Source organism: Paraburkholderia sp. A1RI-2L (assembly GCF_048957375.1).
Taxonomy (GTDB): Bacteria; Pseudomonadota; Gammaproteobacteria; order Burkholderiales; family Burkholderiaceae; genus Paraburkholderia.
Genome location: NZ_JARBTA010000003.1, coordinates 512,254 through 538,217, shown reverse-complemented (window position 1 = coordinate 538,217; position 25,964 = coordinate 512,254). Strand labels below are relative to the sequence as shown.

Annotated in this window: 23 protein-coding genes; 14 read left to right on the top strand and 9 right to left on the bottom strand. The window is 64.1% G+C overall.

The features are described 5' to 3' along the window. Positions 1-4: 4 nt before the first annotated feature. Both PWP93_RS25635 and PWP93_RS25630 read left to right on the top strand, forming a co-directional pair. Positions 5-1,213, top strand: a complete 1,209-nt coding sequence (locus tag PWP93_RS25635) for a CaiB/BaiF CoA transferase family protein (protein WP_421046549.1) — start codon at positions 5-7, stop codon at positions 1,211-1,213. A gap of 348 nt (positions 1,214-1,561) precedes the next feature. Beyond that, positions 1,562-2,413, top strand: a complete 852-nt coding sequence (locus PWP93_RS25630; protein WP_421046548.1) for a 3-hydroxybutyryl-CoA dehydrogenase — start codon at positions 1,562-1,564, stop codon at positions 2,411-2,413. A gap of 33 nt (positions 2,414-2,446) precedes the next feature. On the opposite strand, the gene PWP93_RS25625 is transcribed toward PWP93_RS25630, so the two are convergent. From PWP93_RS25625 to PWP93_RS25615, 3 genes are all read right to left on the bottom strand, one after another. After that, positions 2,447-3,967, bottom strand: coding sequence for an aldehyde dehydrogenase family protein (locus PWP93_RS25625; RefSeq protein WP_421046547.1), 1,521 nt, complete (start codon positions 3,965-3,967; stop codon positions 2,447-2,449). A gap of 16 nt (positions 3,968-3,983) precedes the next feature. Then, on the bottom strand, positions 3,984-4,934 hold the full coding sequence (gene speB / locus PWP93_RS25620; protein WP_421027813.1) for an agmatinase: 951 nt from the start codon (positions 4,932-4,934) through the stop codon (positions 3,984-3,986). Between the two features lie 238 nt (positions 4,935-5,172). Then, positions 5,173-6,018 carry a helix-turn-helix transcriptional regulator gene (locus tag PWP93_RS25615; protein WP_421046546.1) on the bottom strand — a complete coding sequence of 282 codons (846 nt, stop codon included), beginning with the start codon at positions 6,016-6,018 and terminating at the stop codon, positions 5,173-5,175. A 160-nt stretch (positions 6,019-6,178) separates the two neighbouring features. Between PWP93_RS25615 and PWP93_RS25610 the strand changes: the two genes are divergently transcribed. From PWP93_RS25610 to PWP93_RS25595, 4 genes are all read left to right on the top strand, one after another. Then, positions 6,179-6,523 (top strand): cupin domain-containing protein, encoded by a 345-nt coding sequence (locus tag PWP93_RS25610; RefSeq protein WP_421046545.1) that lies wholly within the window; start codon positions 6,179-6,181, stop codon positions 6,521-6,523. A 161-nt stretch (positions 6,524-6,684) separates the two neighbouring features. Next, the gene (locus PWP93_RS25605) at positions 6,685-8,118 is read left to right on the top strand and encodes an NAD(P)/FAD-dependent oxidoreductase (RefSeq protein WP_421046997.1); all 1,434 of its coding nucleotides are present in this window, start codon (positions 6,685-6,687) and stop codon (positions 8,116-8,118) included. Between the two features lie 24 nt (positions 8,119-8,142). After that, complete coding sequence (locus PWP93_RS25600) at positions 8,143-9,072, top strand: LysR family transcriptional regulator (protein WP_421027810.1); 930 nt, start codon at positions 8,143-8,145, stop codon at positions 9,070-9,072. 160 nt (positions 9,073-9,232) lie between these two features. Then, on the top strand, positions 9,233-10,753 hold the full coding sequence (locus tag PWP93_RS25595; RefSeq protein ID WP_421046544.1) for a purine-cytosine permease family protein: 1,521 nt from the start codon (positions 9,233-9,235) through the stop codon (positions 10,751-10,753). Between the two features lie 91 nt (positions 10,754-10,844). On the opposite strand, the gene PWP93_RS25590 is transcribed toward PWP93_RS25595, so the two are convergent. Beyond that, the gene (locus PWP93_RS25590) at positions 10,845-11,465 is read right to left on the bottom strand and encodes a glycine zipper 2TM domain-containing protein (protein WP_421046543.1); all 621 of its coding nucleotides are present in this window, start codon (positions 11,463-11,465) and stop codon (positions 10,845-10,847) included. 166 nt (positions 11,466-11,631) lie between these two features. Beyond that, positions 11,632-13,977 carry a patatin-like phospholipase family protein gene (locus PWP93_RS25585; protein ID WP_421046542.1) on the bottom strand — a complete coding sequence of 782 codons (2,346 nt, stop codon included), beginning with the start codon at positions 13,975-13,977 and terminating at the stop codon, positions 11,632-11,634. A 337-nt stretch (positions 13,978-14,314) separates the two neighbouring features. Between PWP93_RS25585 and PWP93_RS25580 the strand changes: the two genes are divergently transcribed. From PWP93_RS25580 to PWP93_RS25565, 4 genes are all read left to right on the top strand, one after another. Then, the gene (locus PWP93_RS25580) at positions 14,315-15,088 is read left to right on the top strand and encodes a DUF4118 domain-containing protein (RefSeq protein ID WP_421046541.1); all 774 of its coding nucleotides are present in this window, start codon (positions 14,315-14,317) and stop codon (positions 15,086-15,088) included. Positions 15,089-15,104: 16 nt separating this feature from the next. Further along, positions 15,105-16,025, top strand: coding sequence for an alpha/beta hydrolase (locus PWP93_RS25575; RefSeq protein ID WP_421046996.1), 921 nt, complete (start codon positions 15,105-15,107; stop codon positions 16,023-16,025). Continuing rightward, positions 16,022-16,858 (top strand): MipA/OmpV family protein, encoded by an 837-nt coding sequence (locus tag PWP93_RS25570; protein ID WP_421046540.1) that lies wholly within the window; start codon positions 16,022-16,024, stop codon positions 16,856-16,858. The genes PWP93_RS25575 and PWP93_RS25570 overlap by 4 nt, the downstream gene beginning before the upstream one ends. A gap of 277 nt (positions 16,859-17,135) precedes the next feature. Continuing rightward, on the top strand, positions 17,136-17,501 hold the full coding sequence (locus tag PWP93_RS25565; RefSeq protein ID WP_421046539.1) for a hypothetical protein: 366 nt from the start codon (positions 17,136-17,138) through the stop codon (positions 17,499-17,501). A 148-nt stretch (positions 17,502-17,649) separates the two neighbouring features. Here the strand turns inward: PWP93_RS25565 and PWP93_RS25560 are convergent, their stop codons facing one another. Beyond that, positions 17,650-18,000, bottom strand: a complete 351-nt coding sequence (locus PWP93_RS25560; RefSeq protein WP_421046538.1) for a YgiW/YdeI family stress tolerance OB fold protein — start codon at positions 17,998-18,000, stop codon at positions 17,650-17,652. 188 nt (positions 18,001-18,188) lie between these two features. On the opposite strand from PWP93_RS25560, the gene PWP93_RS25555 reads away from it, so the two are divergent. From PWP93_RS25555 to PWP93_RS25545, 3 genes are read left to right on the top strand one after another with little or no spacing between them, the layout of a single operon-like run. Continuing rightward, a complete protein-coding gene (locus tag PWP93_RS25555) occupies positions 18,189-18,851 on the top strand; it encodes a response regulator (protein ID WP_421046537.1) in 663 nt (220 codons plus the stop codon). After that, positions 18,848-20,269 carry an ATP-binding protein gene (locus PWP93_RS25550; protein ID WP_421046536.1) on the top strand — a complete coding sequence of 474 codons (1,422 nt, stop codon included), beginning with the start codon at positions 18,848-18,850 and terminating at the stop codon, positions 20,267-20,269. Before PWP93_RS25555 ends, PWP93_RS25550 begins: the two co-directional genes overlap by 4 nt. Positions 20,270-20,283: 14 nt before the next feature. Continuing rightward, positions 20,284-20,886, top strand: coding sequence for a phosphatase PAP2 family protein (locus PWP93_RS25545; protein WP_421046535.1), 603 nt, complete (start codon positions 20,284-20,286; stop codon positions 20,884-20,886). Positions 20,887-20,908: 22 nt separating this feature from the next. On the opposite strand, the gene PWP93_RS25540 is transcribed toward PWP93_RS25545, so the two are convergent. The 3 genes from PWP93_RS25540 to PWP93_RS25530 all read right to left on the bottom strand — a co-directional run bounded on the left by PWP93_RS25540 (position 20,909) and on the right by PWP93_RS25530 (position 24,245). Then, positions 20,909-21,196, bottom strand: coding sequence for an H-NS histone family protein (locus tag PWP93_RS25540; RefSeq protein WP_421046534.1), 288 nt, complete (start codon positions 21,194-21,196; stop codon positions 20,909-20,911). Positions 21,197-21,704: 508 nt separating this feature from the next. After that, positions 21,705-22,832, bottom strand: a complete 1,128-nt coding sequence (locus PWP93_RS25535) for an aminotransferase class V-fold PLP-dependent enzyme (RefSeq protein ID WP_421046533.1) — start codon at positions 22,830-22,832, stop codon at positions 21,705-21,707. Between the two features lie 246 nt (positions 22,833-23,078). Next, entirely contained in the window at positions 23,079-24,245 is a 1,167-nt protein-coding gene (locus PWP93_RS25530; protein ID WP_421027798.1) for a porin, read from the bottom strand. 614 nt (positions 24,246-24,859) lie between these two features. On the opposite strand from PWP93_RS25530, the gene PWP93_RS25525 reads away from it, so the two are divergent. Further along, on the top strand, positions 24,860-25,846 hold the full coding sequence (locus tag PWP93_RS25525) for an ABC transporter substrate-binding protein (protein WP_421028039.1): 987 nt from the start codon (positions 24,860-24,862) through the stop codon (positions 25,844-25,846). Positions 25,847-25,964 lie beyond the last annotated feature (118 nt).

The following is a 25,964-nucleotide window of genomic DNA, read 5'->3' as shown; positions in this document are numbered from 1 at the left end:
GCAGATGGAGACCGCACATTACCCGCTGCACGGCGTGCGCATCCTGGACATGGCCACGGTATTCGCCGGTCCATTTTCGGCGACGCTTTGCGGCGACCTGGGCGCGGAAGTCGTCAAGCTGGAATTGCCGGGAGGAGGCGATTCCCTGCGCACGCTGGCACCGGTGCACGACGGCATTCCGCTTTTCTGGAAGACCGCCAATCGTGGCAAGAAAGGCATTTCGCTCGACGTTCGCAAGCCCGAGGGGCGCGCGCTCTTTTTGCGCCTGATTCGCGATTTCGACGTACTGGTGGAAAATTTTCGCACCGGCACGATGGACAAGTGGGGGCTCGATCTGGCGACTTTGCATGAGCACAACCCGCGATTGATCGTGCTGCGCATTACGGGTTTCGGGCAAACCGGACCGTATGCGCGCCGCCCTGGCTTCGCACGTATTTTCGAATCGATGAGCGGCTTTGCGAACCTGACGGGAGAACCGGATGGTCCCCCGCAGCATATGAACTATCCGCTGGGCGATGCGGTTGCAGGCCTGTTCGGCGCGTTCGCCATTTCTGCCGCGCTGGCCGAGCGTAACGCGTTGCCGGCCGGCCAGCAAAAGGGCGTGGAGATCGACCTGTCCGCCACCGAGGCAATGCTGCGTCTGCTCGACCCTCTGGCGGCCGAATACCGTTACACCGGAGAGGCGCGGATGCGCACCGGATCGCGCGCGACCTATACCGCGCCGTCGAACGTCTATAAGACGGCGGATGGCCAATGGGTCACGCTGGTCGGCACCGGCGACGCCATTTTCGCGCGCGTGTGCCGGGCGATGGACCAGCCCGAATTGACACAGGATCCACGCTTTCTGACCAATACGGACCGGGTTGCGAACCTGGCTGAACTGGATCGCTGCGTGCAAACGTGGTTCAGATCCTTGCCGTATCCGGAGATCGCGAAGCGGCTCGAAGATTGCGAGGTGCCGTTCAGCAAGATCTATACGATTGCCGATGTGGAGGCGGACCCGCATTTTCAGGCGCGTGGCGTACTCGTCGAATTGCAGGACCCGGAATTGGGCACGGTTCCCGCGCCAGCGCCCGTGCCGCGTTATGTGGGAAGAACCCCGGCCGAGATGACGACGGGACCGCAAACGGGGCAGCACAATCGGGAAATCTATGCACGCCTCGGCATGGATGAGGCGCAACTCGAAGCGTTGCGCGCGGCAGGAATTATTTAGGCCGTGTGACGGGTATGGCGCGCTGAAAGGCCATTTAAAACAAGGCCTTTTACATACTCGAGTTCGATTTGGAAAAGCCCGGGCAAGCGGGCAAATTCGCCACTCAGGGATACCGGAGCGTGCCGATTGTCCCGCACGAATATCGTAAGTCGCGCAGACCCATTGCTGTCGGGCCCCAAACCCCTGAGACGAGGCAACCGGCGGCGCTGCATGGCGTGGCCAAATTTGTCACTAGAGCGGCAGGTTTGGCCAGGCTGGCCCTTTCCCCGCGATGCTAGGATCGCCGCATGACGATACGTAATAGTACGTAATAGCAACGCGCGACCGTGCGCGCAGGAGAAACTTGCGATGAAAATCGAAACATTGGGCGTCATCGGCGCTGGAACGATGGGCGCCGGCATTGCCCAGGTCGCCGCTGTCGCGGGCCTCAAGGTCATCATGATCGACGTGGCCGATGCCGCACTGACCAAAGGCATCGCCGCGCTCAGCAACAGCCTCGGCCGTCTCGTGGCAAAGGGCAAACTGGAGGCGGCTGCGCAGGACGCCGCGCTCGGCCGCATCGAAACGTCCACCGACTACCAGCGTCTCGCGGGCGCGGACCTCGTGATCGAAGCGGCCACGGAAAACCTCGATCTGAAGATTCGCATTCTGAAGCAGATCGAATCGGTAGTGGCGCCCACCGCCATTATTGCGTCCAACACCTCGTCCATTTCGATCACGACATTGGGCGCGGCACTCGGCGATCCGGCGCGCTTCGTCGGAATGCACTTTTTCAATCCGGTCCCGCTCATGCCGCTGGTCGAAATCATTCGCGGCCTGCAGACCAGCGCCGCCACGGCGGAGGCGATTCGCGAACTGACCACGCGGCTCGGCAAGTCGCCCATCAGCGTCAAGAATTCGCCGGGCTTCGTCGTCAACCGCATTCTCGTGCCGATGATCAACGAAGCCTTTTTCCTGCTGGCCGAAGGGGCGGCGACCGCAGAGGAAATCGACGCCGGCATGTGCCTGGGCGCGAATCATCCTATTGGGCCGCTCGCGCTGGCGGATCTCGTGGGTCTCGATGTTTGCCTTTCGGTGATGGATGTTTATCTCAAGGATTTTGGCGATCCTAAGTATCGGGCGTGCCCGCTCCTTCGCGAGCTGGTGTCCGCGGGCCGGCTGGGGCGCAAGACCGGCCACGGTGTTTATAGCTACGCTTGATTGCTTGGCCCGGGCACGCCCACCCGAGGCGATTCAAACGGGCGCGGTTTGATAGCCAGCGTCTGCCAGCGCATGCCGCAGTTCCTGATAGCTGCGCAGCCCGGCCAGACCGAGCTCGCGCCCGATACCGCTGAGCCCGAGCCCGCCCCAGCAGATTTGCGGAAAGATCAGTTGCGGCGTGTTGATCCACACCAGCCCCGCACGCAACTGCATTTGGTAGCGGCGCGCGGCGTCGCGCTCGGCGGTCACGACGGTCGCGACAAGTCCATAGCGCGTGTCGTTGGCGAGCGCGATGGCTTCCTCGTCGCTGCGGAACGACTTGACGCACGCCACCGGGCCGAATATCTCGTCGGTCCACAGCAGGTTGTCGGCTGGCGGCTCGGCAATCACCACGGGGGCCATGAAGAAGCCCTCCGCGCAGGCTTGATCGAGGCGGCCCGAGAACGCGATGGACGCACCGGCTGCCAGGCCTTGCTCCACGAGCGACTGCACGCGCGCGCGCTGCGCCGCGCACACGAGCGGTCCCATCGTGACGTTCGCCGCTTGCGGCGGTCCGACCACGATGGCGCGCACCGCAGTTTCGAACGCGGCCATGAACCTGCGGTACACGTCGTCGTGCACGAGGATGCGCGCGGTGGCCGAGCACATCTGGCCCGCGTTTGTGAACGCGCCGCCCACGGCGAGCGTGACGGCGTGCTCCACGTCGGCATCGGCGCGCACGATGAGCGTGGACTTGCCGCCGAGCTCCAGCGTGACGCGCTTCATGTCCTGCGCGGCTGTCTGCATCACTTTCTTGCCCGATGCCGTGCTGCCCGTGAACGAGATCTTGTCGACGAGCGGATGCGCGGTGAGCAGCGCGCCCACTTCGGCGCCGCCGTTCACGAGGCTGACGACGCCGTCTGGCACGCCCGCCTCGTCGATGATGGCGGCGATGATGTGCTCGACCGGTGACGTGATCTCGGATGGCTTGAGCACCACCGTGCAGCCGGCGGCCAGCGCGGGCGCGATCTTCCATGCGGTGGTGACCATCGGGAAATTCCACGGCACTATCAACGCCGCCACGCCAACGGCTTCATAGAAGCGCTCGCCCGTCACGCTGTCGTCGGGCAATGCGAGCGATTCGGGCGCGAAGGTCTTGTCGTCGAAGCACAGGTCGGCGTAATAGTTGAACGTGGCCGCAGCGTCGCTCACGTCGATGTCGGCTTCCGCGGGCGGCTTGCCGCTCACCTGCATCTGCATCGCGCTCAGGCGCGCGCGGTCCGATTCGATCAGCTCTGCGATCTTTTTCAGCAACTTGCCGCGCGCGATGGGCGTGGTGTCACGCCATGAGCCAAGCGCGGCGTGGGCCGTACGCACCGCCTTGTCGACGAGCGCTGCATCGGCGTGCTCCTGCCAGCCGATGGTCGCGCCCGTCGAGGCGTTGACGATGGGCGTCGCGTGATGCATACCGTTTTGCGCGCCGTCGCTCACAGGCGCGCCGGCAATCGTTGCGGCCGGCAAGACGAATTCGCGTTGCTGTTCTGCGGGCGTCGTAATCGAAGGTATCGTGGCCATCGTAAGGTCTCGTGGATCACCGGTACGCCACGCCCGGCATGATGCAGAGCATTTCGAACGCGAGGTTGGCGCCGACCAGTGCGGTCGTGCCGGCCTGGTCGTACGGCGGCGAGACCTCGACGAGGTCGGCGCCCACGACATTGAGGCCTTTCATGCCGCGAATGATTTCGAGGCCCTGCTGCACCGTGAGGCCGCCGATTTCGGGCGTGCCCGTGCCGGGCGCGAACGAGGGATCGAGACCGTCGATGTCGAAGCTCAGGTACACGGGCGTGTCGCCCACGCGCGCGCGTACTTCTTCCATGAGCGGTGCGAGCGACTTGTTCCAGCAGGCTTCGGCCTGCACCACCGTGAAGCCCTGCTTGCGGCACCAGTCGAAATCGTCGGCGTGATAGCCCGTGCCACGCAGACCGATCTGCGTGACCTTATCGCACTGGAGCAAGCCATCTTCCACCGCGCGGCGGAATGGCGTGCCATGCGCGATTTTCTCGCCGAACATGGTGTCATTCACGTCCGCGTGCGCGTCCACGTGAACCACGGCCACCTTGCCGTACTTCTTGTGCAGCGAGCGCAGGATCGGCCACGCGATCGTGTGGTCGCCGCCCAGCGTGATCGGCCGGCAGCCGTTGGCGACGATCTCGTCGTAGGCTGCTTCGATCAGGTGGATCGAGTCCTTGAGGTCATACGGATTGGTCGCGACGTCGCCGATATCGGCCACTTGCAGCGAATCGAACGGCGCCGCGCGCGTGGCCATGTTGTACGGGCGCAGCAGCACCGATTCCGAGCGGATCTGGCGCGGGCCGAAGCGCGCGCCCGAACGGTTCGAGGTGCCGATGTCGAGCGGGACGCCCACGAAGCAGGCATCGAGGCCTTCGGTGGTGGCGGCTTGCGGCAGGCGCATCATGGTGGCGATGCCGCCGAAGCGCGGCATCTCGTTGCCGCCGAGCGGCTGGTTGAATTCGCTTTGCATGGACCGTGTCTCCGTCTGATTGATGCAGGTTGATGCGGGTTGATGCGGGTTGATGCGAGTGCGCCGATGGTAGGCGACACGCCGCCCGTGCAAATCACGAAGTTGAGATGTTTACATCGATGCCGATCGATGTTGGCGGGGTGTTACGCCGGCGATGAGGAAGGGTATCAGGGATTAACCGGAGGAAATAACCCGGCTGCGCAACGGCGGCGGAGCTGCAGCAGAGAGGCAGCGGATGTTATGGCGCTTGCAGACGAGCCGGCGCATGCCCCCACGCAACCAGTTCGCGCTTGGTGCGCACGCCCAGCTTCGCGAATGCGCGCTTCACATAAGTTTCGGCCGTGGCGGCCCGCACGCCGACGATTTCCGCCGCCTCGGGCACCGTTTTGCCCTCGATGAGATGCGCGCAGATTTCGTATTCGCGTTTCGAAAGCCGCACGCTATCGGCCGCGATGCGCGCGTCGAATTGCGCGAGCGGGTGCAGATACGAGGTGGGATGGGCCACGCGCCTGGCCGCGCTGGTCGAGGCATGCAGTTCCAGCAGCGGAAACAGGAAATCGCTCACGTTGCGAAACAGGTTCATTTCCGCGAGCGAAAACGGCGGTTCATGGAGCGCGCGCTCGATGGCGATGGAGTGCTGGGCGTGGCGCGTGCCGCGCGCGAGCACGCATTCATGAGCGATGAAGGCTTCATCGAAAAGCCGTTGGCGGAACTCGCCGGGCGGAATCGCGCCGATGTCGCGCACCACGAGCAGGGTGCCGATCTTGCCGCGAATACCCGCGAACAGCGGATCGACTTCATGGAAGCGGTCGTAGTAGAGCGTCATGACCTCGGAGATCGCGCCGGTGTCCATGCCCACGCCGCTGCTGCCGATCCATTCGCACAGAAAGCCGTTGGGCATCGTGCTGTCCGCGCGTGAGCGCTCGAGATGCACGACGTTCAGCGGAATGATCTCGTTGAGCAGCAACGTGAGGCGCCGCACGAAATCGGGCGTGCCGACGGCCTCGATAACGTTGCCGAGAGTCTTGAACGAGAGCGGAAAATTCGACGGATCGCTGGCTGGGGAGGGGACGGAAATCTGCATGGCGTGCCCCGATTGAAAGGCGAACTCATTATAGCCGAAGCCTCGAGTGCCCCCGGAAGCCGTCAAAACGCACGTTGTCCCCCCTGAGGGAGGGCATACCGGGACGTCGCGAATCGGTAACTTTAGCGTCACTGATTTCATTGAATAAAACAGGACACACATGAGCAAGCTGATTCAGGACATCGTGCAACTGGGCGCAGGCCTGGGCGAATTCACCAAACTCGACTTCGGCATGGATGAAAGCGACTGGCGTGCGGCCGAGGGGCAGAGCGGCAAATACGTGATCGGCTGGTGGGAAGGCAAGGCGGGCGCGGTGGACTTCCCCGAGACGACCGCTGACGAAGCCGTGTGGCTCGTCGAAGGCAAGATCGCGCTCACCGATGCGAACGGCGGCCGCAAGGAATTCAAGGCAGGCGAGGGCTATCTGCTGCCGGCGGGCTTTGCAGGCCGCTGGGAAACCATCGAAGACGCCAGGAAGTTCTACGTCCTGCTTGAAAAGCAATAAACCTTAAACCCGGAATAACCTGGAATAGCGTGTAATTAAACCAGGCATTAAATCCGGAATCGCGTCAAGCCGTGCCGTCCTCTTGAGGGCGGCATGCTCCCCTCACGCCTCAAGCAGTGAACGCCATCATGAGTAAAAGCGCGCAACTCTACGAAGCCGGCATGCCGGCGCCCGCCGCCGCGCGCCAGGCGGCCCGCAAGCCCAACGCGCTGAGCGTCGAAGATGCGCTCTCGCGCACCAGGCTCTCGCCGTACTGGCTCGATAACCCTGACCAGCCGCCGGCCGAGCCCAAGCTCACGCGCGACACCCAGGCGGACCTGCTGATCGTGGGCGGCGGCTTCACGGGGCTGTGGGCGGCCGTGCAGGCCAAGGAGCAGATGCCCGAGCTCGATGTGGTGGTGATCGAAGCGGGCCGCGTCGCGCATGGCGCATCGGGCCGTGCGGGCGGCATCATCTCGACTTCAGTGATGCACGGCCTGCCCAATGCGGTGCGGGTGTTTCCGAACGATATCGCGCAGCTCGAGGAATTCGGCCATCGCAATCTGGATGGCTTCGAAGAAACGCTCAAGCGTTACGGCATTGACGCTGACATCGAATGGAACGGCGAAATGACGGTGGCGGTGGACCCCGACCACGTCGAGCATCTGCGCGCCGACTACGAACTGCACAAGCAGCACGGCCACGACGTGGTGCTATTGGGCGAGCAGGCCACGCGCGAGCAGCTGGATTCGCCGTTGTTCGCGGGCGCGCTGTGGTCGCGCAATCGTAGCGGCATCGTGCACCCGGCCAAGCTGGCATGGGGCCTCAAGCGCGCGGCGCTCGCGCTCGGCGTGCGGCTATACGAGCACTCGCCGCTCACGAGCGTGAAGGATGAGGGCGAGACCGTCTTCGTCAAGACGCTCGGCGGCAGCGTGCGCGCGCCGCGCGTGCTGTTCGGCAGCGGCACGGCCAAGGTCGGCATTCCCGATATCAACCGGCGCGTGCTGCAAGTGCGCGATCACGTGCTCGCCACCGAGCCGCTCACCGAAGAACAGCTTGCGCGCATTGGCTGGAAGAACCGCCAGGGCATTTACGACACGCGCACGCAACTCAATTATTTCCGCCTCACCAAAGACAACAACATTATTTTCGGCGGCCTCGTGAGCTATCACTTCGACGGCGATCCGCATCCGCCGCAGGACGGGCAGCGCGAAACCTACTATCGGCTCGCGGAAGCGTTCTACAAGACCTTCCCGCAACTCTCCGACGTGCGCTTCTCGCATGCATGGGGCGGCCCGATCGACTATTGCTCGCGCGGCTCGGTGTTCGCCAAGCGCTACCTCGGCGGCAAGGGCGTGTTCGTTGCGGGCTACACGGGTTTTGGCGTGGCCGCGAGCCGCTTCGGGGCATTCATGGGCATCAATATCCTGTTCGGCCGCAACAGCCCGGAGCAGGAGCTCGATATCGCCAGGCTGGGACCGAGCTGGATTCCGCCCGAGCCGGTGCGCTGGCTGGCGGCCAAGGTCACCTTCCATGCCTTCGATGGCGCCGACGCCGAAGGCGGCTGGAAGCGCGCGTGGATCAAGGGCATCAAGGCCATGGGCTTTCCGATGTGAGTTGCGGTGTGAGTGTGAGTCGGCATGTTTTCCAATACCTCTGACCTCGACCTGCGCCTCGTGCGGGTCTTTCTCGCGGTGGTGGACGCGCGCGGCATCACCGCCGCCGAAGCCACGCTCGGTGTGCGCCAGTCGACCATCAGCTCGCAGCTTTCCGCGCTCGAGGCGCGCGTGGGCTTCACGCTGTGCGAGCGCGGGCGCGGCGGCTTTCGCCTGACGTCGAAGGGCGAGCGCTTCGTGGCGTCGGCGCGCGCGCTGCTGGCGGCGACTTCGCAGTTCGTCGCGCAGGTGCGCGACATCGACCGCAAGCTCGTGGGCACGCTGTCGATCGGCTTGATCGGGCAGGCCTCGCAGGTGGAGAACGCCCGTCTTGCCGAAGCCATCGGCGCATTTCGCAAGCGTGACCAGGCCGTGCGCTTCGCGATGCGCGTCGCGCCGCCGCAGGAGCTCGAAGAAGGCCTCGTGAATCAGCAGCTCGATCTCGCGATCGGCTACTTCTGGCACCGCGTGGCCGGGCTCACCTATACCGAGCTATTCAGCGAGCGCCAGGTGATCTGCTGCGGGCGCGGGCATCCGCTCTTTCACGCGGAGCCGCACGTCACGCTCGACGACCTGCGCGCGCACGACTGGATCTGGCGCAGCTACCCGGTGCCCGAAGAGCTTGCGAGCATCGGCGAGCGTCAGGTGACCGCCATCGCGGACAGCATCGACGCCGCCACCGTGCTGATTCTCTCGGGAAGCCATATCGGCTATCTGCCGGAGCATCACGCGCAGACTTTCGAGCAGCGTGGCCTGATTCGCGTGCTCGGGCGTTCGGCGTTCGGCTTCGACGTGCCGCTACACCTTGCGATCAAACGTGGCGCAGCGGACAAGCCGATCGTGCGCGCTTTCTGCGACGACTTGCTCAATGTGTACGGCGCGCGCGTCCTGGTGGAGGAGCCGGCGTGCGCGTGATGCGTGTGCGCATACATCGCGCGGGCTCGAAGTGAACGTTTTAAATACGCAATATGGCGCGCACTCGACTGATTTAGAGTGACCGCCTGAGACTTGCGCCGGCCGGCCTCGAGCGATCCTCGGGGCGGCGCCGTGCCGGTGCGCCAAGGAGTGAGACATCATGGCTGAAAATACCAGTATTACGCAGATCGAAGCATTCGGCTTCGAGCGCATTCCCGACGCTTCGCGCTATGCGCGTCCCATCGATCTGTTCCGGCTGCTGTTCGGCGGCTGCAATACCTTTTCCACTTCGGTGCTCGGCAGTTTTCCCGTTCTGGTCGGCCTTTCGTTCAAGGCGAGCGTCTACGCGATTGTGCTGGGCGTGCTCGTGGGCACCTGCATTCTCGCGCCGATGAGCCTGTTCGGTCCGCGCAACGGCACCAGCGATCCGGTTTCCTCGGGCGCGCACTTCGGCATTCATGGGCGGATCGTCGGTTCGTTTCTTGCGCTGCTGACTTCGATTGCGTTCTTCTCGCTGGCGGTGTGGAGCTCGGGCGATGCGCTCGTGGGCGGTGCGCACAACCTCGCGGGCGTGCCGGTCAACCACTGGACGCTCGGCACTGCGTACATGATCTTCGCCGTGCTCGTGCTGATCGTTTGCATCTACGGGTTTCGCTTCATGCTGTGGGTGAACAAGATTGCGGTGTGGGCCGCCAGCCTCATGTTCATTGTCGGTGCATTTGCGTTCGCGAGCACGTTCGATATCAACTATGCCGGCACGCTGCAAGCGGGCGGCGCGGGCTTCTGGGCCGCGTTCGTGGGCTCCGTGCTCGTCGCGCTGAGCAACCCGGTGTCGTTCGCCTCGACGCTCGGCGACTGGGCGCGCTACATTCCCGAAACCACGCCGCGCCATCGCATCATGGGCGCCGTGTTCGCCGCGCAGATCGCCACCTTCGTGCCGTTCTTCTTCGGTCTTGCCACGGCCACCATCATCGCCACGCATGCGCCCAGCTATATCGCTTCGAACGATTACGTGGGCGGGCTGCTCGCGGTCTCGCCGCGCTGGTTCCTGCTGCCGATGTGCCTGATCGCGATCATCGGCGGGATGTCGACGGGCACCACTGCGCTATACGGCACGGGCCTCGACATGTCGAGCATGTTCCCCAGGCTGCTCGACCGCGTACGTGCGACGCTGCTGATCGGCACGCTCGCCATCGGCTTCATCTTCGCGGGCCGTTTCGCGTTCAATCTGGTGGAGAGCGTCTCGACGTTCTCGACGCTCATCGACACCTTCAGCTGCCCTTGGATGGCGATCATGGTGATTGGCTTCTTGCAGCGCCGCGGCTTCTATCTCGCCGACGACCTGCAGATCTTCAATCGTGGCGGACGCGGCGGCCATTACTGGTTCACGTGCGGCTGGAATCTGCGTGCGATGGGCGCGTGGCTGCCGGCCGCGTTTATCGGGCTGGCGTTCGTGAATCTGCCGGGGCAGTTCGTCGGGCCGCTGGGCAATCTCGCGGGCGGCTGCGACCTGAGCGTGCCGGTTTCGCTGATCGTGGGTGGCGCGCTGTATCTGGCGCTGCTGGGGATGTTCCCGGAACCCGATGCGGTGTACGGGCCCAACGGGCGCCGCTTCGTGCGCGGCATGCGGAGCCAGGCGTATGCGGCCAATCGCGAGTATGTGGAGGAGTTTGCCGAGTAATCGACGGCAGTGCATGGCAGCACTGCGCAGTGAGCGATCCAGCGTTGACGCGTTCGATTCTTCAGGATGACGAATCGAACGCGTTTTTACATCAATAGCGCGAAAGCTGGCTGCCGTTCACCTGGACGCGGTCGCCGGGGCGCAGGTCGCCCGGCGTCGGCACGTCGAACGAGCGCATCGAACCGTCGCTCAGTTGGACGTCGATGCGATAGCCCGCGGGCTGGCCCATGCTCTGGCCGACCTGGTTGCCCGCGTAGGCGCCGCCGAGCGCGCCGATAACCGTCGCCACGTCGCGGCCATGGCCGCCGCCGAACTGGTTGCCCACCACGCCGCCCACCAGCGCGCCCACTACGGTGCCTGCGATGCCTGAAGCACCCGTGGCGTTGCTGATAGCGCGAATGTTCGTGATGGTGCCGTACTGCGTGCCGTATTGATTCCCGTACTGGCTGCTGTTCTGATTGCCGTACTGCGAGTCGTACGGTTGCTGATATTGCGGCTGTTGATAGGGTTGCTGCTGATACGGCTGCTGCACGGTGCCCGGTTGCGCGTAGACCGGCTGGCCCTGGTAGCCTTGTTGCTGTGCACCGTACGGCGTATAGCCTTGCGGATAGCCCGGCGCGACGCACGCCGAAAGCGAAAGGCTGGCGGCGGTGGCAAGGGCGACGATCAGGGTGGACTGGGTAGAGAACATGGTCATGGGTCTGGTGTGCATCGGCGTCGCATTGGGCGCGGCGAGCGTGATCGAGAAGGCGGATGCGCGGGAGTATAAGGAATGCCCGGCGGGCCGTCCGCTGCGCGCGTGTAACGACGTGTAAAGTTTGTTGCGACGTCGTGGTTGACGAGGTGCCCGCCCACGGGCGCGAGGGTTCCCGCCATTCTCAGAACCGGTTGCCAAGCTGGAAATAGACGTTGTAAGTGCCGCCAGGCGCCATGGCCAGCCCCAGGTACACGGGCCCGATCACGGTTGTCGAGCCGGCAAACACGCTCGCGCTGGTAAGCCAGGGGCCGCGCGCGAAGTGTTGGGGCGAGTTCCAGACATTGCCGGCCTCCAGGCTCGCGCCAGCGAACACGCCGCGCAACGGCCCGGAATCGAACTTCGAGAGCTGCGCGAAGCCGGTCACGCGTCCGTAGAGAATATAGCTGCCGCTGAACTGGTCGGGGGCGTACGCGGAGAGCCGCTGGAAGCCGCCGAGGTTGAACATATAGGCCGACGACTCGCGATTGCCGCCGAATTGCCCGCCTGCTTCGAGCGCCGCATTCACGCTATAGATGCCGTGGCTCGCCGCCCACAGGCCGCGCGCCTGCGCGATGTTGTAGCTGCCGTCGTTCTGGTTCAGGCTGAATTGCGCGCCGCTGTCGAGGTAGAAGCCGTGGCGCGGAAAGAGCGAATCGTCGAGTTGATCGATCGTCATGCCGACCGTGCCCACGGTCTGGCTCGTCGACCCGGCGGATAGCGCGGCGGCCTGATACGACCAGTCGCCTTCGCCATTGTCGGTCGCCGTAATGATGGACGAGCGCGGATGATACGCAGTCCAGACTTGTGCGACGCCCGCGCGCGCCTTGCCCCAGGTGCCGAGCGGCACGCCGAGGTCGAGCCCGGCGCGCAAATCCTGCTGCATGTACGAGGCGATCGGGCGGCTGTTTTCCTTGGCGTCGGTGTTGTCGTCGGGGTAGAGATTGATGTCGTTGCGCCGGATCGATGCGTAAGGGGCGACGTACACGTCGCTGTGAAGGAGCGGCTGACGCAGCTCCGTGCGCCAGCCCAGATCGCGGCTGCCGAGCACGACGTCGTTGCGCCACGAGAGCCCGCTCTCCGTGATCCAGGGCAGGCGATGGCCGATTTGCAACGTGAAGCCGCCGTCGCCGTTGAAGTTGGTCGACACGCCAAGTCCGAACAGCAGCAGATTCGGCCCCCAGCTTTTCGTGGTGGCGTCCACGTGCAGCACGCGATCCCCGGGCGGCCCGCTCAACGACTGCGAGACGCTTTCGAGGTCGGCGGTGTTGACCAGCGTGCCCAGATGCCTGTCGATGGCGGCGGCGTCGTACACATCCCCCGGCTTGACCTGCAGCGCCGCCTGCACGCGGCTTGCCGGCACGTTGCCGTGCGTGGCGATGTCGATGCGGTCGATGCGCGTGCCGGGCGGCAGGAACACCTCATGGGAGAGGCCGGCGCGATACGCCGCATAGTGGGCGTCGCCGATCGAGAGCGCGGCCAGCTGCGTGGCGTGCGCCAGCGCAGACGCGGTGCCGGCGGCCACGCCCTGCTGCATCGCGCCGAAGTCGCTGAACGAGAGCTCGCCCAGATCCGGCTCGAGCAGCACGTCGGCCGGACGCAGCGTGGCCTTTTGCTCGAGCACGTTGCGCGTCATCATCAGGCGAATCATTTGCGACGTGACGCCGGCCATCGACGTGATCTGGTCGGCGCGTTTCAACGGTGTGCCGATGTCGACGGCAATCACAATATCGGCGCCCATCTGCCGTGCAATATCGATCGGCAGATTCGACGCGAGGCCGCCGTCGATCAGCGTGCGGCCTCCGATCTTGACGGGCGCGAACAGGCCAGGCACCGCCATGCTCGCGCGAATGGCTTGCGGGAGCGAGCCGTCGTGCAACACGATTCGCTCGCCGGTCTCGAGATCGGTCGCCACGGCGCGATATGGAATCGGCAGCCGGTCGAAGTCCACGTCCGCGGGAATTTGCGCGGTGTTGGCGCGCAACAGCGCCGTGAGCTTGTTGCCCTGCACGAGACCGTTGGGCATCTTCAACTGGCCGTTGCCGAAGCCCACGGGCATGCCGATGGGGTAGGCGAGGTTATCCTCGCGCATGGACTGCGGCCAGTCCTCGCGGGCATCGCGATCGTACGCCACGTCGTTCAGGTTCAGCGCGGTGAGCGCGTGTTCGATCTGGTCGGCGGACAAGCCGCTCGCGTAGAGCCCGCCGATCACGGCACCCATGCTGGTGCCGGCGATGCAGTCCACCGGCACGTGCAGCCTTTCGAGTTCGCGCAGCACGCCAATATGCGCATAGCCGCGCGCGCCGCCGCCCGACAACGCCAGGCAGATGCGCGGCCGGCGCGGCGCGGGCGTGCCGATCGCGGCGGGCAGGGCGGATGCGGCCGCACCGGGCATCGGCGCCGCCGCGAGTGCGATGGAGGCGATGAACGCGGACAGCACGCCGAACAGTGCGGCACAGGCGATGCGAAGGGAAATCGGGAAGGCGGTCACGGGTCCGTAGGCTGGCTAGCCGCACGGCCGGGATGCCGGTGCGGGGGCGGAAGTCTACGAATCGGGACCGGGGCGGAGCTATCGGCGCAGGCTGAAACCGCCACGTCTTTTAATTTGTGTCAATTCCTGCTGCCGAAAGCTGATTGTATGTAAAGGTCAGTAACATAGCCACCCGTGGAAGGATTCGTCATATTTTTGGACGTTCCGGTGTCGGCCATCGCCACTGGCCCTGTCTTCCCGCCCTCGTTACAACGCGACAACAACGCAGCGCCAGCCGCCGTTGATTGCGCCATCGACCTGCGCCGGCCTGTCTGAATGCCGGCGCATTGAACCAGACATGAAAGTCCGCAATGCCCGCAACTGGGCACCCCGAGGCCCGCGCCGCTGGTGGCTGGCCGCTGCCGCGCTCGCCGTCGCGAGTGCCATCCGCATCGCGCTGCACCCCGTGCTCGGGCCGATGATGCCGGGAACGCTGTTCTGCATTGCGGCTTCGCTGGTCGAATACTATTTGGGCCTCGCGCCTGCAGCGGTCGTCATGGTGCTCGGGCTCGGCATTGCCGACTTTCTGTTCGTCCCTCCTTACGGGAACCTCAGCTACCTCGATCGTCGGGATGTGGTCCTGCTGGTGTCTTATCCGTTCCTGACGATCATCGTGATGACCTTGATCGAGCGTTTGCGGCGTGAACAGTTTCGCGGCCAATTGCTCGCTGAAGTGGCTCAGTCGCGCTACGAGATGCTGCTGCGGCACGACAACGAGCGCGTGCTGGCGCGCCGCGCCGTCGACGAGACACATCGCCTGCTGCGCCATCTCGCGCAGCACCACGACGGCTTCATCCTCATCAAGGCGCTCGAGCGCGATGCCGCGCAGCGCGCGAGCGTGGGGCAGAGTATTGCGGCATTGCCGGCGGCGACCGAAGTCGCGCCGGGCCCGCTATTCGACGCGGTGCATCCCGACGACATCCAGCGCGTGAGCAAAGCGCTGTGGCCGGGGCAGCATCGGGTGCGTCTGCGGCGCGAGTCGAACGAGCGCGAGTTCCGCATGACGAATTGCAACTGCGAACGCTTCACCACGCACGCGGGCGATTTTCTCGTGCTGCGCACGGAGCGCTGAGATGACGACGGTCGAAATGGAGCGGACCGCGCCCGAGGCGCCCGCATCAGCGGTTCAGCCCGAGGGCATCTTCAGCGAAGGCGATGGCCACGCGGTCTTGCTGCTGCATGGGCTGTCGAGCTCGCCGATCGAGCTGCGCTACCTCGCGCGTTATTTGCAGAACGAAGGATTCACGGTCCGCGCGCCGCTCATCGAAGGGTATAGCGCGGGCTCGCGCGAGCAGGTCATGGAACGCTGGGTCGAGGGCGCGGTGCGCGAGTTCGATGCGCTCGCGACACGCTACGAGCGCGTGTCCGTCTGCGGCCTTTCGATTGGCGGCGCGCTCGCGCTGCGGCTCGTGCGCGAGCGGCCCGCCGCGCAGTCGCTGGTGCTGCTTTCGCTCACGCTCGCCTACGACGGCTGGGCGATACCGTGGTATCGCTTTCTGCTCGACTGGGCGTATTACACGCCGCTGCGCCACCGCTACCGGTATCGCGAGGCGGAACCGTTCGGCGTGCGCAACGAGGCGTTGCGCAAGAAGATCGCGCGCGCCATGCAGCGCAATGCGTTCAGCGAGGTGGGGCCGTCGACGATCTCGCTGCCCGCGCTGCACCAGGCGTTGCGTCTGTCGCGCGCCGCGCGCAAGGACGTCCCGAGCATCGAGACCGACACGCTCGTGATTCACGCCATCGACGACGAGACCTCGAGCCCGCGCAACCCGCGCTATGTGATTGACCATATCGGCGCGAATTTTCTGCGCACGCTGTGGCTCGACGACTCGTATCACATGATCACCTCGGACAACGAGCGCGAGATCGTGGCGCGCGAAACCGCGCTGTTCCTGCGCGAGAGCGAAGTGGCGCGCGGCTCGGGCGACGCGTCCAATCAACCGGTTGTTTCGAAGGCGCTCGCGCGGCGCTTGCGCCAGCTGGCCGCCGTGGGAAGGAAGAAAGCATGAAGCCGTTCATATCGACGGCACGCCTCGCGTGCGCCGCTGTCATGGTGCTCGCGCTGGCGCGCACGGCATGGGCCGACGACGCAGCGGCGCCTGAGCAAAGCGCTGCCGCTGCGCGGGCCGGGGCGCAGTCAGGGGCGCAGGCCGACTCGCCCTGGAAGATTGCAATCGGTCCCGGCGCGTACTTCGCGCCGCAGTATCCGGGCGCGAAGCACATGAAGGTGTATCCGTTCCCGGCGCTCGACATCTCGTACCGCGGCCGCATTTTTTCGCAGGGGCCGGACGTGCTCGGCATCAACGTGCTGACTGCGGAAAACTATCACGTGGGCGCGTCGCTGAGCTTCGACTTCCAGTCGCGCAACGTCGCGGACGATCCGCATCTGCACGGCCTCGGCAATGTCGATGAGGGCCCGAAGCTGCGCCTGTTCGCCGACTACACCGTGTGGGCCTTCACCGGTGCAGTGGCCATGTATCAGGACATCAGCGGCAATGGTCAGGGCACGACGGCCAGCGCCGACCTGTACGCGTCGTTGCCGCTGCAGGGCTGGCTCCTTTCGGTCGGCCCGGGGCTCACATGGGCCAATGCCGTTTATACGCGCACGCTGTTCGGCGTGTCGGCGGCGCAGAGCGCGGCGTCGGGCTTGCCGCAGTACGCCACGGGTTCCGGCGTGCGCGATCTGCACATGACGTTCTACGCGTCGCACGATTTTTCGAAGCACTGGGTGGGCTCCGTGAACGCGACGCTCGGGCGTTTGCAGCACTACGCCGCGGGCAGCCCGATCACCGAAAGCCGCCGCGAACTGACCACGTTCGCGGCGCTCGACTACCGGTTTTGATGAACTGGCTTTCTACGCCTCGCCGGCACGCGCCAGGGCCGGCGCACGGGCGTGTCCTATCCGGCCCGAAACTGGCGGCAGACCCGCGGGTAAGCGGCTAAAAGCCGGCTAAAAGCCGGCTAAAAGCCGGCTAAAAACCGGCTGCAAACCGGCCCGAAACAGCTTTTACAGACGATTACATATCTGACGCGTGCGGGCGATATCGGCTCTCATACAATCCCTCATCGAAGCGAATTTTGGGGAGAAGATGATGGCAAAAGTACGAGCAATCGTTGCGGTGTCAGCCTTTCTGGTGGCTTGCGCAAGCGCACCGGCATTCGCAGGTGCCGGCGGTGGCGGCAATGGCGGAGGTAATGGCGGCGGCAACGGAGGGGGCAATGGCGGCGTCGGCGGCGGCATGGGCGGCGGAATGAGCGGCGGCCACGCTGCGGGCGGCATGTCGGGCGGTCATATGAGCGGCAAGGGCGAGGCCAACACGAACGGCCATTTGTCCGCCGATCGCGATACCGGCCATGAGCGTGCTGCCGATCGCGCGAGCATGCATGCGGTCTCGCATCCGGGCAAGCACGATGGCAAGCATGTCGGCAAGGCGGGCAAGCGCGGTGAGAACGGCGAGCACCTCGCCGTTGACCAGAAGATCTGATGTAGTGCAGGAACGAAGCCGCGCGCCAGCGAGGGCGCACGGCTTCGCGCACGTTCCCGTGCGCATTCTCATGCTCAAAGAAAGGGCGCGGCCTCTTTCGGGCCTGCCGCACGATAATCTGCATTCCTGATGGAATGCGCCGTGCCGGTTATTGCACGACCTTCACGTCGTGAATCTTGACCTTTGGCGTGCCGAACCATTCCTTGTCGTACTTGCCCGTGAGTTCGACGGTGGTGGTGTCGTTTACCGGCTGCCCCGACGGCCAGTGCCTCGCGTCGATCTTGACCGGAATCTCGCCGGTGCTGTCCTTGAACGTATATTTCTCATCGCCGAGCGATTTCACCACTTGACCGCGCAGCACCACGCGCTGGTCGTCCTTGCCCGCGCTGGTCAACTGCTGGACCGTCGTGGCCGCGGGCTGCTCGCCCGGGCCCGTATACTGGGCATGCGCAGCCGCAGCGAAGGTTGCGATCAGGCCGGCGATAATGAGCTTTTTCATCGGTTTTCCTTGTTCAAAGGTGCGGCCCCCGAGGCCGCGACAGGAAGCAGTCTACGAAAGCGAGACTGAAGTCCGCGTGAAGCGGGAGCAGCGGCGCGGTCCGTCGCGTTAATGCTCTCTTAATCTGCGCAAAGGTAAGCTCGTGAGCCTTTTTTGGAGAACCGGCCAGTACAGGAGATGGCGACAGCATGCGAATACTGCTGGTTGAGGACGATCCGCTGATCGGCAATGGGCTGCGCATCGGCTTGCGTCGGGAAGGCTTTGCCGTGGACTGGGTGCAGGACGGCGACGTCGGCGCGCTGGCGCTGCGCACCACGGTCTATGGGCTCGTGCTGCTCGATTTGGGCTTGCCGAACCAGGATGGCATGACGCTGCTTGCCGCATTGCGCAAGCGCGACGACTCGACTCCCGTGATCGTCATTACCGCGCGCGACAGCGTGCCGGACCGCGTCGCCGGGCTCGATGGCGGGGCCGACGATTATCTCGTCAAGCCATTTGCGCTGGAGGAACTGCTCGCGCGCATCCGCGTCGCGAACCGCCGCCAGGCCGGGCGTGCCCAGGCCATGCTGACGGCGGGCGCGTTGCGGCTGGATCCGGCGCGGCGCCGCTGTTGGCTCCACGATCAGGAAATCTCCATCACGGCGCGCGAATTCGCGCTGCTCGAAGAGCTGATGCGCGATCCGGGCGCCATCGTCACGCGCGAGCAGCTCGAAGAACGCCTGTATGGCTGGAACGAGGAAATCGAGAGCAACGCCATTCAGGTGCACGTCTACAACCTGCGCCGCAAGCTGGGCTCGGATGCCATCCGCAATGTGCGCGGCGTGGGATACGGTATCGGGAAGATCGAATGACCACGTTGCGTGCGCGTTCCGCGCGCTGGTTCATGTCGTCGCTGCGCCGGCGTCTGTTGCTGTGGCTGTTGCCGTCCATGCTGTTCGCCGGCGTGCTGGCGAGCGCGGCCACCTGGTGGGGCTCGCTGGGCGAGATCGACGAAATTCTCAACGACCAGATGAAGGCGGTCGCGCGGCACGTGGTGGTGGACGCCGACGGCCGTCTCTCGCTCACGGGCGCGGACCGCAAGGGCCGGCTTTCGGGCAAGCAGTCGCACGGCGTGCTGCTGCAAGTGTGGGAAGACCGCAAGCTCGTGTTCAGCAGCGACCCCGATGCGCGGCTGCCTGCGCCACAAGGCCCGGGCTATGCCGACATGACCGTCGACGGCCAGGTCTGGCACACCTGGGCGAGCCCGAGCGGGACCATGCTGGTGCGCGTGGCGCAGGCGCGCCTCGCACGCTGGGAGGCGCTGGCCGAGGTCTCGATGCATCTGTTCTGGCCGGTGCTTTCGCTGGTGCCGGTGGTCGCGCTGCTGCTGTGGTTCGGCATCGGCTACGGCTTGCGGCCGCTGCGCGAGGTGGCTTCGGGGCTCAAGCGCCGCGACGCCAACAACATGCAGACCATAGAAACGTCGCAGATGCCCAACGAAGTGAAGCCGCTCGTGGACGCGCTCAACGACCTGCTCGTGCGGCTCGATCAAGCCTTTACCTTGCAGAAGCATTTCATCGCGGATGCCGCGCACGAATTGCGCACGCCGATCATGGGGCTTGGTTTGCAGGCCGAACTATTACCGAAGGCGGAGAGCGTGCAGGAGCGCGACGAAATCGTCATGCAGATTCGCTCGGGTACGGAGCGGCTCGCGCACCTGGTCGCGCAACTGCTCACACTCGCGCGGCTCGATCCCGACACTCACGATATGGGCCGCGAAGGGTGGCAGGAAGTGGATCTGACCGCGCTCGCGCGCTCTGTGGTGGCCGAGCGCGTGCGGCTTGCCGAGGCGAGCCAGATCGACCTAGGGCTCGCGGGCGAGCAGGCGGTGAGCGTGCGCGGTTATGGCGAGAACCTGCGCGTGCTGCTCAATAACCTGGTCGATAACGCGATTCGCTATGCCGGCGCGCACGCGCGCGTCGACGTTGTGGTGCGCAAGGAGGGCCCGTGCGCGGTGCTCGAAGTCAGCGACAACGGCCCAGGGATTCCCGAGCGGGATCGCGAGCGTGTGTGGGAGCGCTTTTATCGTGGCAGCGGCCATGCAGCCCAGGCGATTTCGGGTAGCGGGCTGGGGCTTTCGATCGTGCGGCGCATTGCCGAGCAGCATCAGGCGTACGTTACGCTCGACAGCGGGTCCGATGGCCGGGGGCTGACGGTCCGTGTGCGCTTTCCGGCGCGGCAGCGGCTCGCGCAGCCTGGCGCTGAAACAAGCGCCTGTACATCAATCTGAATTCGACTTTTGCAATGGAAACACTCGAAGCATTGAACCGTTCGCTCTTTCTCGCGATCAACGCCACGGCGGCCACGCCGCACTGGCTCATCGAAACGGCGCTCGTTGTCGCGAACGACTTGATCCTGGTGGTGCCGCTCGCGCTGGTGCTGATGTGGCTGTCCGGCGACGAGCGCAAGCGCGCCATCGCCCTTCGGGTGTGCGTGGTCGCGCTGGTTACGCTGGGCATCAATCAGGCGATCGCTTTCGCCTGGCCGCATCCGCGGCCATTCGTGATCGGGCTTGGGCATACCTTCTTCGAGCACGCGCCCGACTCGTCGTTTCCGAGCGATCACGGGACCGTGTGCTCGGTGTTCGTGCTCACGTTGCTATTGGGCGGCATGGTGCGCAGCGGTTTGCTCGCGCTGGTCGCGGGAGTGGCGATTGCCTGGGCGCGGGTCTTTCTCGGCGTGCACTTTCCGTTCGACATGATCGGCGCACTCGTGATCTCGTGCCTCGTCTACGCGGTGATTACGCCGGTCTGGGGTGCGTACGGCACGCCGCTCACGCAGTTTGCCGTCACGCTGTACCGCATGCTGCTTGCGCTTCCCATTCGCCAGGGCTGGCTGCGGCCCTGAGTCTCGCAGAGCCGGCTTCCGATTAGTGGTTAATCAGAAACTTCGTCCGGTCCGGCTCGTCCTTGATCCAGTTCGGCGGCTTGCCGCGCCCCGACCATTCCGCGCCGGTTGCCGGGTCGCGATACTTCGGCGGCACCTTGCTGGCCTTCTCGGCTTGCACAGGGCCGCGAATGTCATCGAGCGTGATTCTGTGAAGCTTCATCTTGCGGATGATCTCATCGAGCACGTTCACGCGTTCTTCCTTGAACGCTTCCTGAAGCTGGGCCTCGAGCTGCTCGCGCTGGGCGATCAATTCTTTGTAGCTGGACATCGGCGGGTGGGGTGTTGAGGGTAATGCGCATATTTTAACGCGAGCGGGCGCGTGCTCGATTAAACCGCTGCGCGCCGTTAAATCAAGGCGCACGGAAGGTCGTTGATAGTATGACCTTGTCGTGCACTCGCCTGCGTGGATGAAAAAGTGCGTGCAGTATGAGGCCCCGATAGCCTCGCCGCTTACCTGACCGGCCACAAGACACGCTCGGCGCTGCGTCTGATAACGCGCCGGCAAATCATCAGGATCACTGATTTTCAACGTGGCGCACTGACTTCCCGAAGCGGGGTTGTGGCTGATCCTCCGCACGGATACGTTCCTCGACGTGGGGCGCGGCCGCCCAACGTGCCCGGCAACGGCGCGGCCGCGGCGGTCGTGGCGAAATGGGAGGGCCAGCCGGGCCCGGCGATGAGCGATGAAGAATACGAAGCGCTCGTTACCGCGAGAGAGGCGGAGAAGGTATGAGCCGGCGGCCGCGCGAGCGGCCGCCTGAAACTGAAGACGCGCTTTAGAGGATACGATCCAGCGCGTTGGCGAGTCTGGCGAGCGCGCTATCGACATCATGCAGTTTGTCGAGGCCGAACAGCCCGAGGCGGAAGGTCTTGAAGTCCTCCGGCTCGTCGCATTGCAGGGGAACGCCGGCGGCGACCTGCAAGCCGACATCGGCGAACTTCTTGCCGGAGCGGATGCCATCGTCGTCGGTGTAGCTGACCACCACGCCCGGCGCCTGAAAACCCTCGGCCGCCACGCTCCTGAACCCCTTGCTCTCCAGCAGCGCGCGAACGCGCTTGCCGAGTTCGAGCTGCTCCGCCCGCACCTTGTCGAAGCCGTAAGCCTCGGTTTCCTTCATCACGTTGCGCAGCGTCGCGAGGCTGTCCGTGGGCATCGTGGCGTGGTATGCGAAACCGCCGTTCTCGTAGGCTTCCATGATCTGCAGCCACTTGCGCAGGTCGCAGGAGAAGCTGGTGCTGGTGGTGGCGTCGATTCTTTCGCGCGCGAGCGGGCTGAGCATGACCAGCCCGCAGCAGGGCGAGGCGCTCCAGCCCTTTTGCGGCGCGCTGATCAGGACATCGACGCCGCTTGCCTGCATATCGACCCAGATCGTGCCGGAGGCGATGCAATCGAGCACGAACATGCCACCGACCGCATGCACGGCGTCGGCCACTGCGCGCAAATAATCGTCGGGCAGGATCATCCCCGATGCCGTTTCGACATGCGGGGCGAAAACCAGATCGGGCTTGTGCGCCTTGATGGCAGCGACGACTTCTTCAATCGGGGCTGGTGCATAGGCGGCTTGCCTGCCGGGCTCGACCGGGCGGGCCTTCAATACGATTGATTCGGACGGAATGCCGCCCATGTCGAAGATCTGCGACCAGCGGAAGCTGAACCAGCCGTTGCGGATGACCAGACACTTTTTATTCGTCGCGAACTGCCGGGCCACGGCTTCCATGCCGAAAGTCCCGCTGCCCGGGACCACAATGGCCGCCTTCGCGTTGTAGACCTTTTTCAGCAGACTGGAAATGTCGCGCATGACGCCCTGAAAGAGCTGCGACATATGGTTGATCGAGCGGTCGGTGTAGACCACTGAATATTCGAGGAGTCCCTCGCGGTCGACATTGGGGAGTAAACCTGGCACGCTCGCCTCCGGTATGAGATGAATGAGGTGAGCAGTATTTGTGATTCGATACGACGGCAACAACACAAATATGCTTTTCGCCTCGATGAAAGCAAATTCTAGCGAAAGCGGCGGCCTGTTTGGGGCCTATTTTTTTACGCTTAGGGTATTCCAGACAGAAAAAAACCCGCGCGAGGCGGGCAATCGGAGTTACAACGAAGAGCGGCGGGCAGGCCAGCGGCCTGCCCAAGGCCATACCGCGACACGTTAGAAGCGGTGACGGATACCCGCGCTCACGACCACCTGGTTGCGGCTCGTCGACGGTGCTCCCGTACCGTTGACTTGCGCCACGTTGAAACCGTTCTGGTTGTTCGCGCCGAGGACGGCCATGGTCTCGCCATAGAGGTCGGTGCGGCGCGACAGCGCGTAGTCGGCCTGCAGGCCGAACTGGTTCCAGTGCGCGGAAAGGTTGTTCGACGTGCCGCTTGCCGGCGTGTTGCGCAGGCCTTGCGTGTAGGTGTACACGGCGCCAAGGTAGAACTGCGGCGTCAGGTTGTAGCGGCCGTTGACTTCAAAGTTGTTCCAGCGCAGCGAGCTGTTGGCGATCTGGTTCTGCAGACGGGTCTGCGTGAACACGAGGCCAACCAGCGCCGGGCCGAACGCATAGCTGCCACCCACACCCCAAGTGCGCTGGTTCTGGGTGCCCGGCAGATTGACGGTGACGAACGTCTGCGTTCCCTGCACTGCGCCATTGGGGTTGTTGGTATTCAGCCCTTGAAGCTGCAGGTAGGCGGCGCCGAATTTGAAGCCGCTGAACTCGTAGCCCGCACCAAAGCTATACGCGCGATTGTCCGCAAAGCCCGAGCTGTTGGAGAAGCCATACAGGGCGTTCGCCGAGAAGCCGGCGTAGACCGGGCTCTGGTACTTCACCGTATTGCTGAGGCTGATTGAGCTATTGAGGTTGTCGTTGTCAAACGGGTGAGCGAAGTAGGTGCCGCCCCACGTGCCCGTTGCCGAAAGCGGGCCCAGATAATCGACCACGGAATCGTATTGGCGGCCCAGCGTCAGCGTGCCGTAGTCGTTATGCGTGAGACCGACATAAGCCTGACGATTGAAAAGCGCGCTGTTCTCGAGGGTGCCGTTCGCGACATTGAAACCGCTTTCGAGAGTGAAGATCGTCTTCAGGCCGCCGCCGAGATCTTCAACGCCGCGCAAACCCCAGCGGCTTTTTTGCACATTGCCGCTGAACAGCCCAACCGTCGCCTTGCCATCGGCCAGCCCGTTCGGCGTGATGGTGGAAGTCCGGCTCGCTTCGTTGCTCACATAGGTCAGTCCGGCGTCGACGATACCGTACAGCGTCACGCTGCTCTGGGCATGGGCTGCGCCCGCAAAAGCCGCAGTCGCCGCAGCAAAAACCAGGGTCTTCTTTTTCATCGTCGTCAATTCCTGTACAGGTGGAGTAAACAGCTAAATTCATGCGCCGCGAATGCGTTTGATATTCATGTTGTAAAACATTTGCATATCGGAATACAGGAAGTGCATAACGGCTTTTATGCCGTTTGCGCGGAAATTTAACTGCTGCGCGTAGTTTGTATCTTATCGGCTTTAACGGTAAGCCCGTAGTCAGTTTCTTCAATATCGAGCGCCGCGGCAATAACCTGTTGTTACCCGGCAACAATAAAAAGAAGCGACTTTTTGTCATAGTCGGATTGCATATTTTCATACGATAAAAACAATGACCAGAATAATCGTTGAATTGTTTATAAACATTTTGGCTGGAATGGAAGATTATTTGTTCGCTTTGAAATTCGGCGCGATGCGATGCGGACTGAATGCAAGTGATTCTCGTTGAGAAGATTGCCGGCTACCAGGCCGCATTTCATGGAAATCCCCCATGTTTCGCCGCCTGGCGCGAAAGCATCGAGAAGGGTTGCGCTGGCTAGAATGCCGCCATTCATCGAGGCAGGCGGCATCGTGCCGCCGGCCCAAAATAATGGAGACAGTCGATGCAACCCACTTCCCGCGCATTGCGCCGTCGTTTGCCCGCCATGGCGATCGCCTGTGGCCTGTTGTTCGGCGCTGCGCTGCAAAATGCGCAGGCCGCCGACGCGCCCGGCAAGATCACCATCATGGTCGGCGGAATCACGAAGCTCATCTATCTGCCCGCGAAGCTCACGGAGCAGCTCGGCTACTTCAAGGACGAAGGGCTCGACGTCGAACTGCTTTCGCAGCCGGCCGGCGTGGACGCCGAGAACGAACTGCTGGCCGGCGCTGTGCAAGGCGTGGTGGGCTTCTACGACCACACCATCGACCTGCAGACGAAGGGCAAGGACGTCAAGGCGATTGCCGTGTTCGGCCAGGTGCCGGGCGAAGTGGAGGTGGTGTCGTCGAAGTCCGCCGACACGATCAAGAGCATGGCCGACGTCAAGGGCAAGACCCTTGGCGTGACGGGGCTGGGCTCGTCCACGAGCTTCCTCACGCAGTATCTCGCGGGCCAGCATGGCATTGCGTCGACCGAGTACACGATGCTGCCCGTGGGCGCCGATGCAAGCTTCATCGCCGCCGTCAAGCAGAGCCGCATCGATGCGGGCATGACCACTGAGCCCACCGTTTCGCGCCTGCTGCAGACCGGCGACGCGAAGGTGCTGGTGGACATGCGCACCGTGGACGGCACGCGCGCCGCGCTCGGCGGCACCTATCCGGCCGCGAGCCTGTACGTGCAGGACGCTTGGGTGGCCTCGCACAAGGCCGAGGCGGCGAAGCTCGCGCATGCGTTCGCACGCACGATGCAGTTCATCCACACGCATAGCGCCGAGGACATCGCGGCAAAGATGCCCGACGACTACCAGAAGGACAAGGCGCTCTACGTTACCGCGCTCAAGGCGTCGCTGCCGATGTACACCGCGGACGCGAAGATGCCCGCCGACGGTCCCGCTACCGTGCTGAAGGTGCTCTCGGCGTTCAATCCGTCGGTCAAGGGCAAGCACGTGGACCTGGCCAGGACGTACACCAACGAGTTCGTCAGCGCGAAATAACTGCGTTTCGACGTCGTTACGGCAAGGCGGTCCGCGAGGACCGCCGCGCTGCTGCTTTCCTGTGTTTTGTGGTTTCGGCGCCGGCTGCTTCTCTGGCCGGGTCCGAACAATCGTGAGA

Bases quoted from the DNA above. Each gene is read 5' to 3' on its own strand.
- PWP93_RS25635 (WP_421046549.1), top strand. From the start codon at position 5: ATGGAGACCGCACATTACCCGCTGCACGGCGTGCGCATCCTGGACATG.
- PWP93_RS25630 (WP_421046548.1), top strand. From the start codon at position 1,562: ATGAAAATCGAAACATTGGGCGTCATCGGCGCTGGAACGATGGGCGCC.
- PWP93_RS25625 (WP_421046547.1), bottom strand. From the start codon at position 3,967: ATGGCCACGATACCTTCGATTACGACGCCCGCAGAACAGCAACGCGAA.
- speB (WP_421027813.1), bottom strand. From the start codon at position 4,934: ATGCAAAGCGAATTCAACCAGCCGCTCGGCGGCAACGAGATGCCGCGC.
- PWP93_RS25615 (WP_421046546.1), bottom strand. From the start codon at position 6,018: ATGCAGATTTCCGTCCCCTCCCCAGCCAGCGATCCGTCGAATTTTCCG.
- PWP93_RS25610 (WP_421046545.1), top strand. From the start codon at position 6,179: ATGAGCAAGCTGATTCAGGACATCGTGCAACTGGGCGCAGGCCTGGGC.
- PWP93_RS25605 (WP_421046997.1), top strand. From the start codon at position 6,685: ATGCCGGCGCCCGCCGCCGCGCGCCAGGCGGCCCGCAAGCCCAACGCG.
- PWP93_RS25600 (WP_421027810.1), top strand. From the start codon at position 8,143: ATGTTTTCCAATACCTCTGACCTCGACCTGCGCCTCGTGCGGGTCTTT.
- PWP93_RS25595 (WP_421046544.1), top strand. From the start codon at position 9,233: ATGGCTGAAAATACCAGTATTACGCAGATCGAAGCATTCGGCTTCGAG.
- PWP93_RS25590 (WP_421046543.1), bottom strand. From the start codon at position 11,465: ATGCACACCAGACCCATGACCATGTTCTCTACCCAGTCCACCCTGATC.
- PWP93_RS25580 (WP_421046541.1), top strand. From the start codon at position 14,315: ATGAAAGTCCGCAATGCCCGCAACTGGGCACCCCGAGGCCCGCGCCGC.
- PWP93_RS25575 (WP_421046996.1), top strand. From the start codon at position 15,105: ATGGAGCGGACCGCGCCCGAGGCGCCCGCATCAGCGGTTCAGCCCGAG.
- PWP93_RS25570 (WP_421046540.1), top strand. From the start codon at position 16,022: ATGAAGCCGTTCATATCGACGGCACGCCTCGCGTGCGCCGCTGTCATG.
- PWP93_RS25560 (WP_421046538.1), bottom strand. From the start codon at position 18,000: ATGAAAAAGCTCATTATCGCCGGCCTGATCGCAACCTTCGCTGCGGCT.
- PWP93_RS25555 (WP_421046537.1), top strand. From the start codon at position 18,189: ATGCGAATACTGCTGGTTGAGGACGATCCGCTGATCGGCAATGGGCTG.
- PWP93_RS25550 (WP_421046536.1), top strand. From the start codon at position 18,848: ATGACCACGTTGCGTGCGCGTTCCGCGCGCTGGTTCATGTCGTCGCTG.
- PWP93_RS25545 (WP_421046535.1), top strand. From the start codon at position 20,284: ATGGAAACACTCGAAGCATTGAACCGTTCGCTCTTTCTCGCGATCAAC.
- PWP93_RS25540 (WP_421046534.1), bottom strand. From the start codon at position 21,196: ATGTCCAGCTACAAAGAATTGATCGCCCAGCGCGAGCAGCTCGAGGCC.
- PWP93_RS25530 (WP_421027798.1), bottom strand. From the start codon at position 24,245: ATGAAAAAGAAGACCCTGGTTTTTGCTGCGGCGACTGCGGCTTTTGCG.
- PWP93_RS25525 (WP_421028039.1), top strand. From the start codon at position 24,860: ATGGCGATCGCCTGTGGCCTGTTGTTCGGCGCTGCGCTGCAAAATGCG.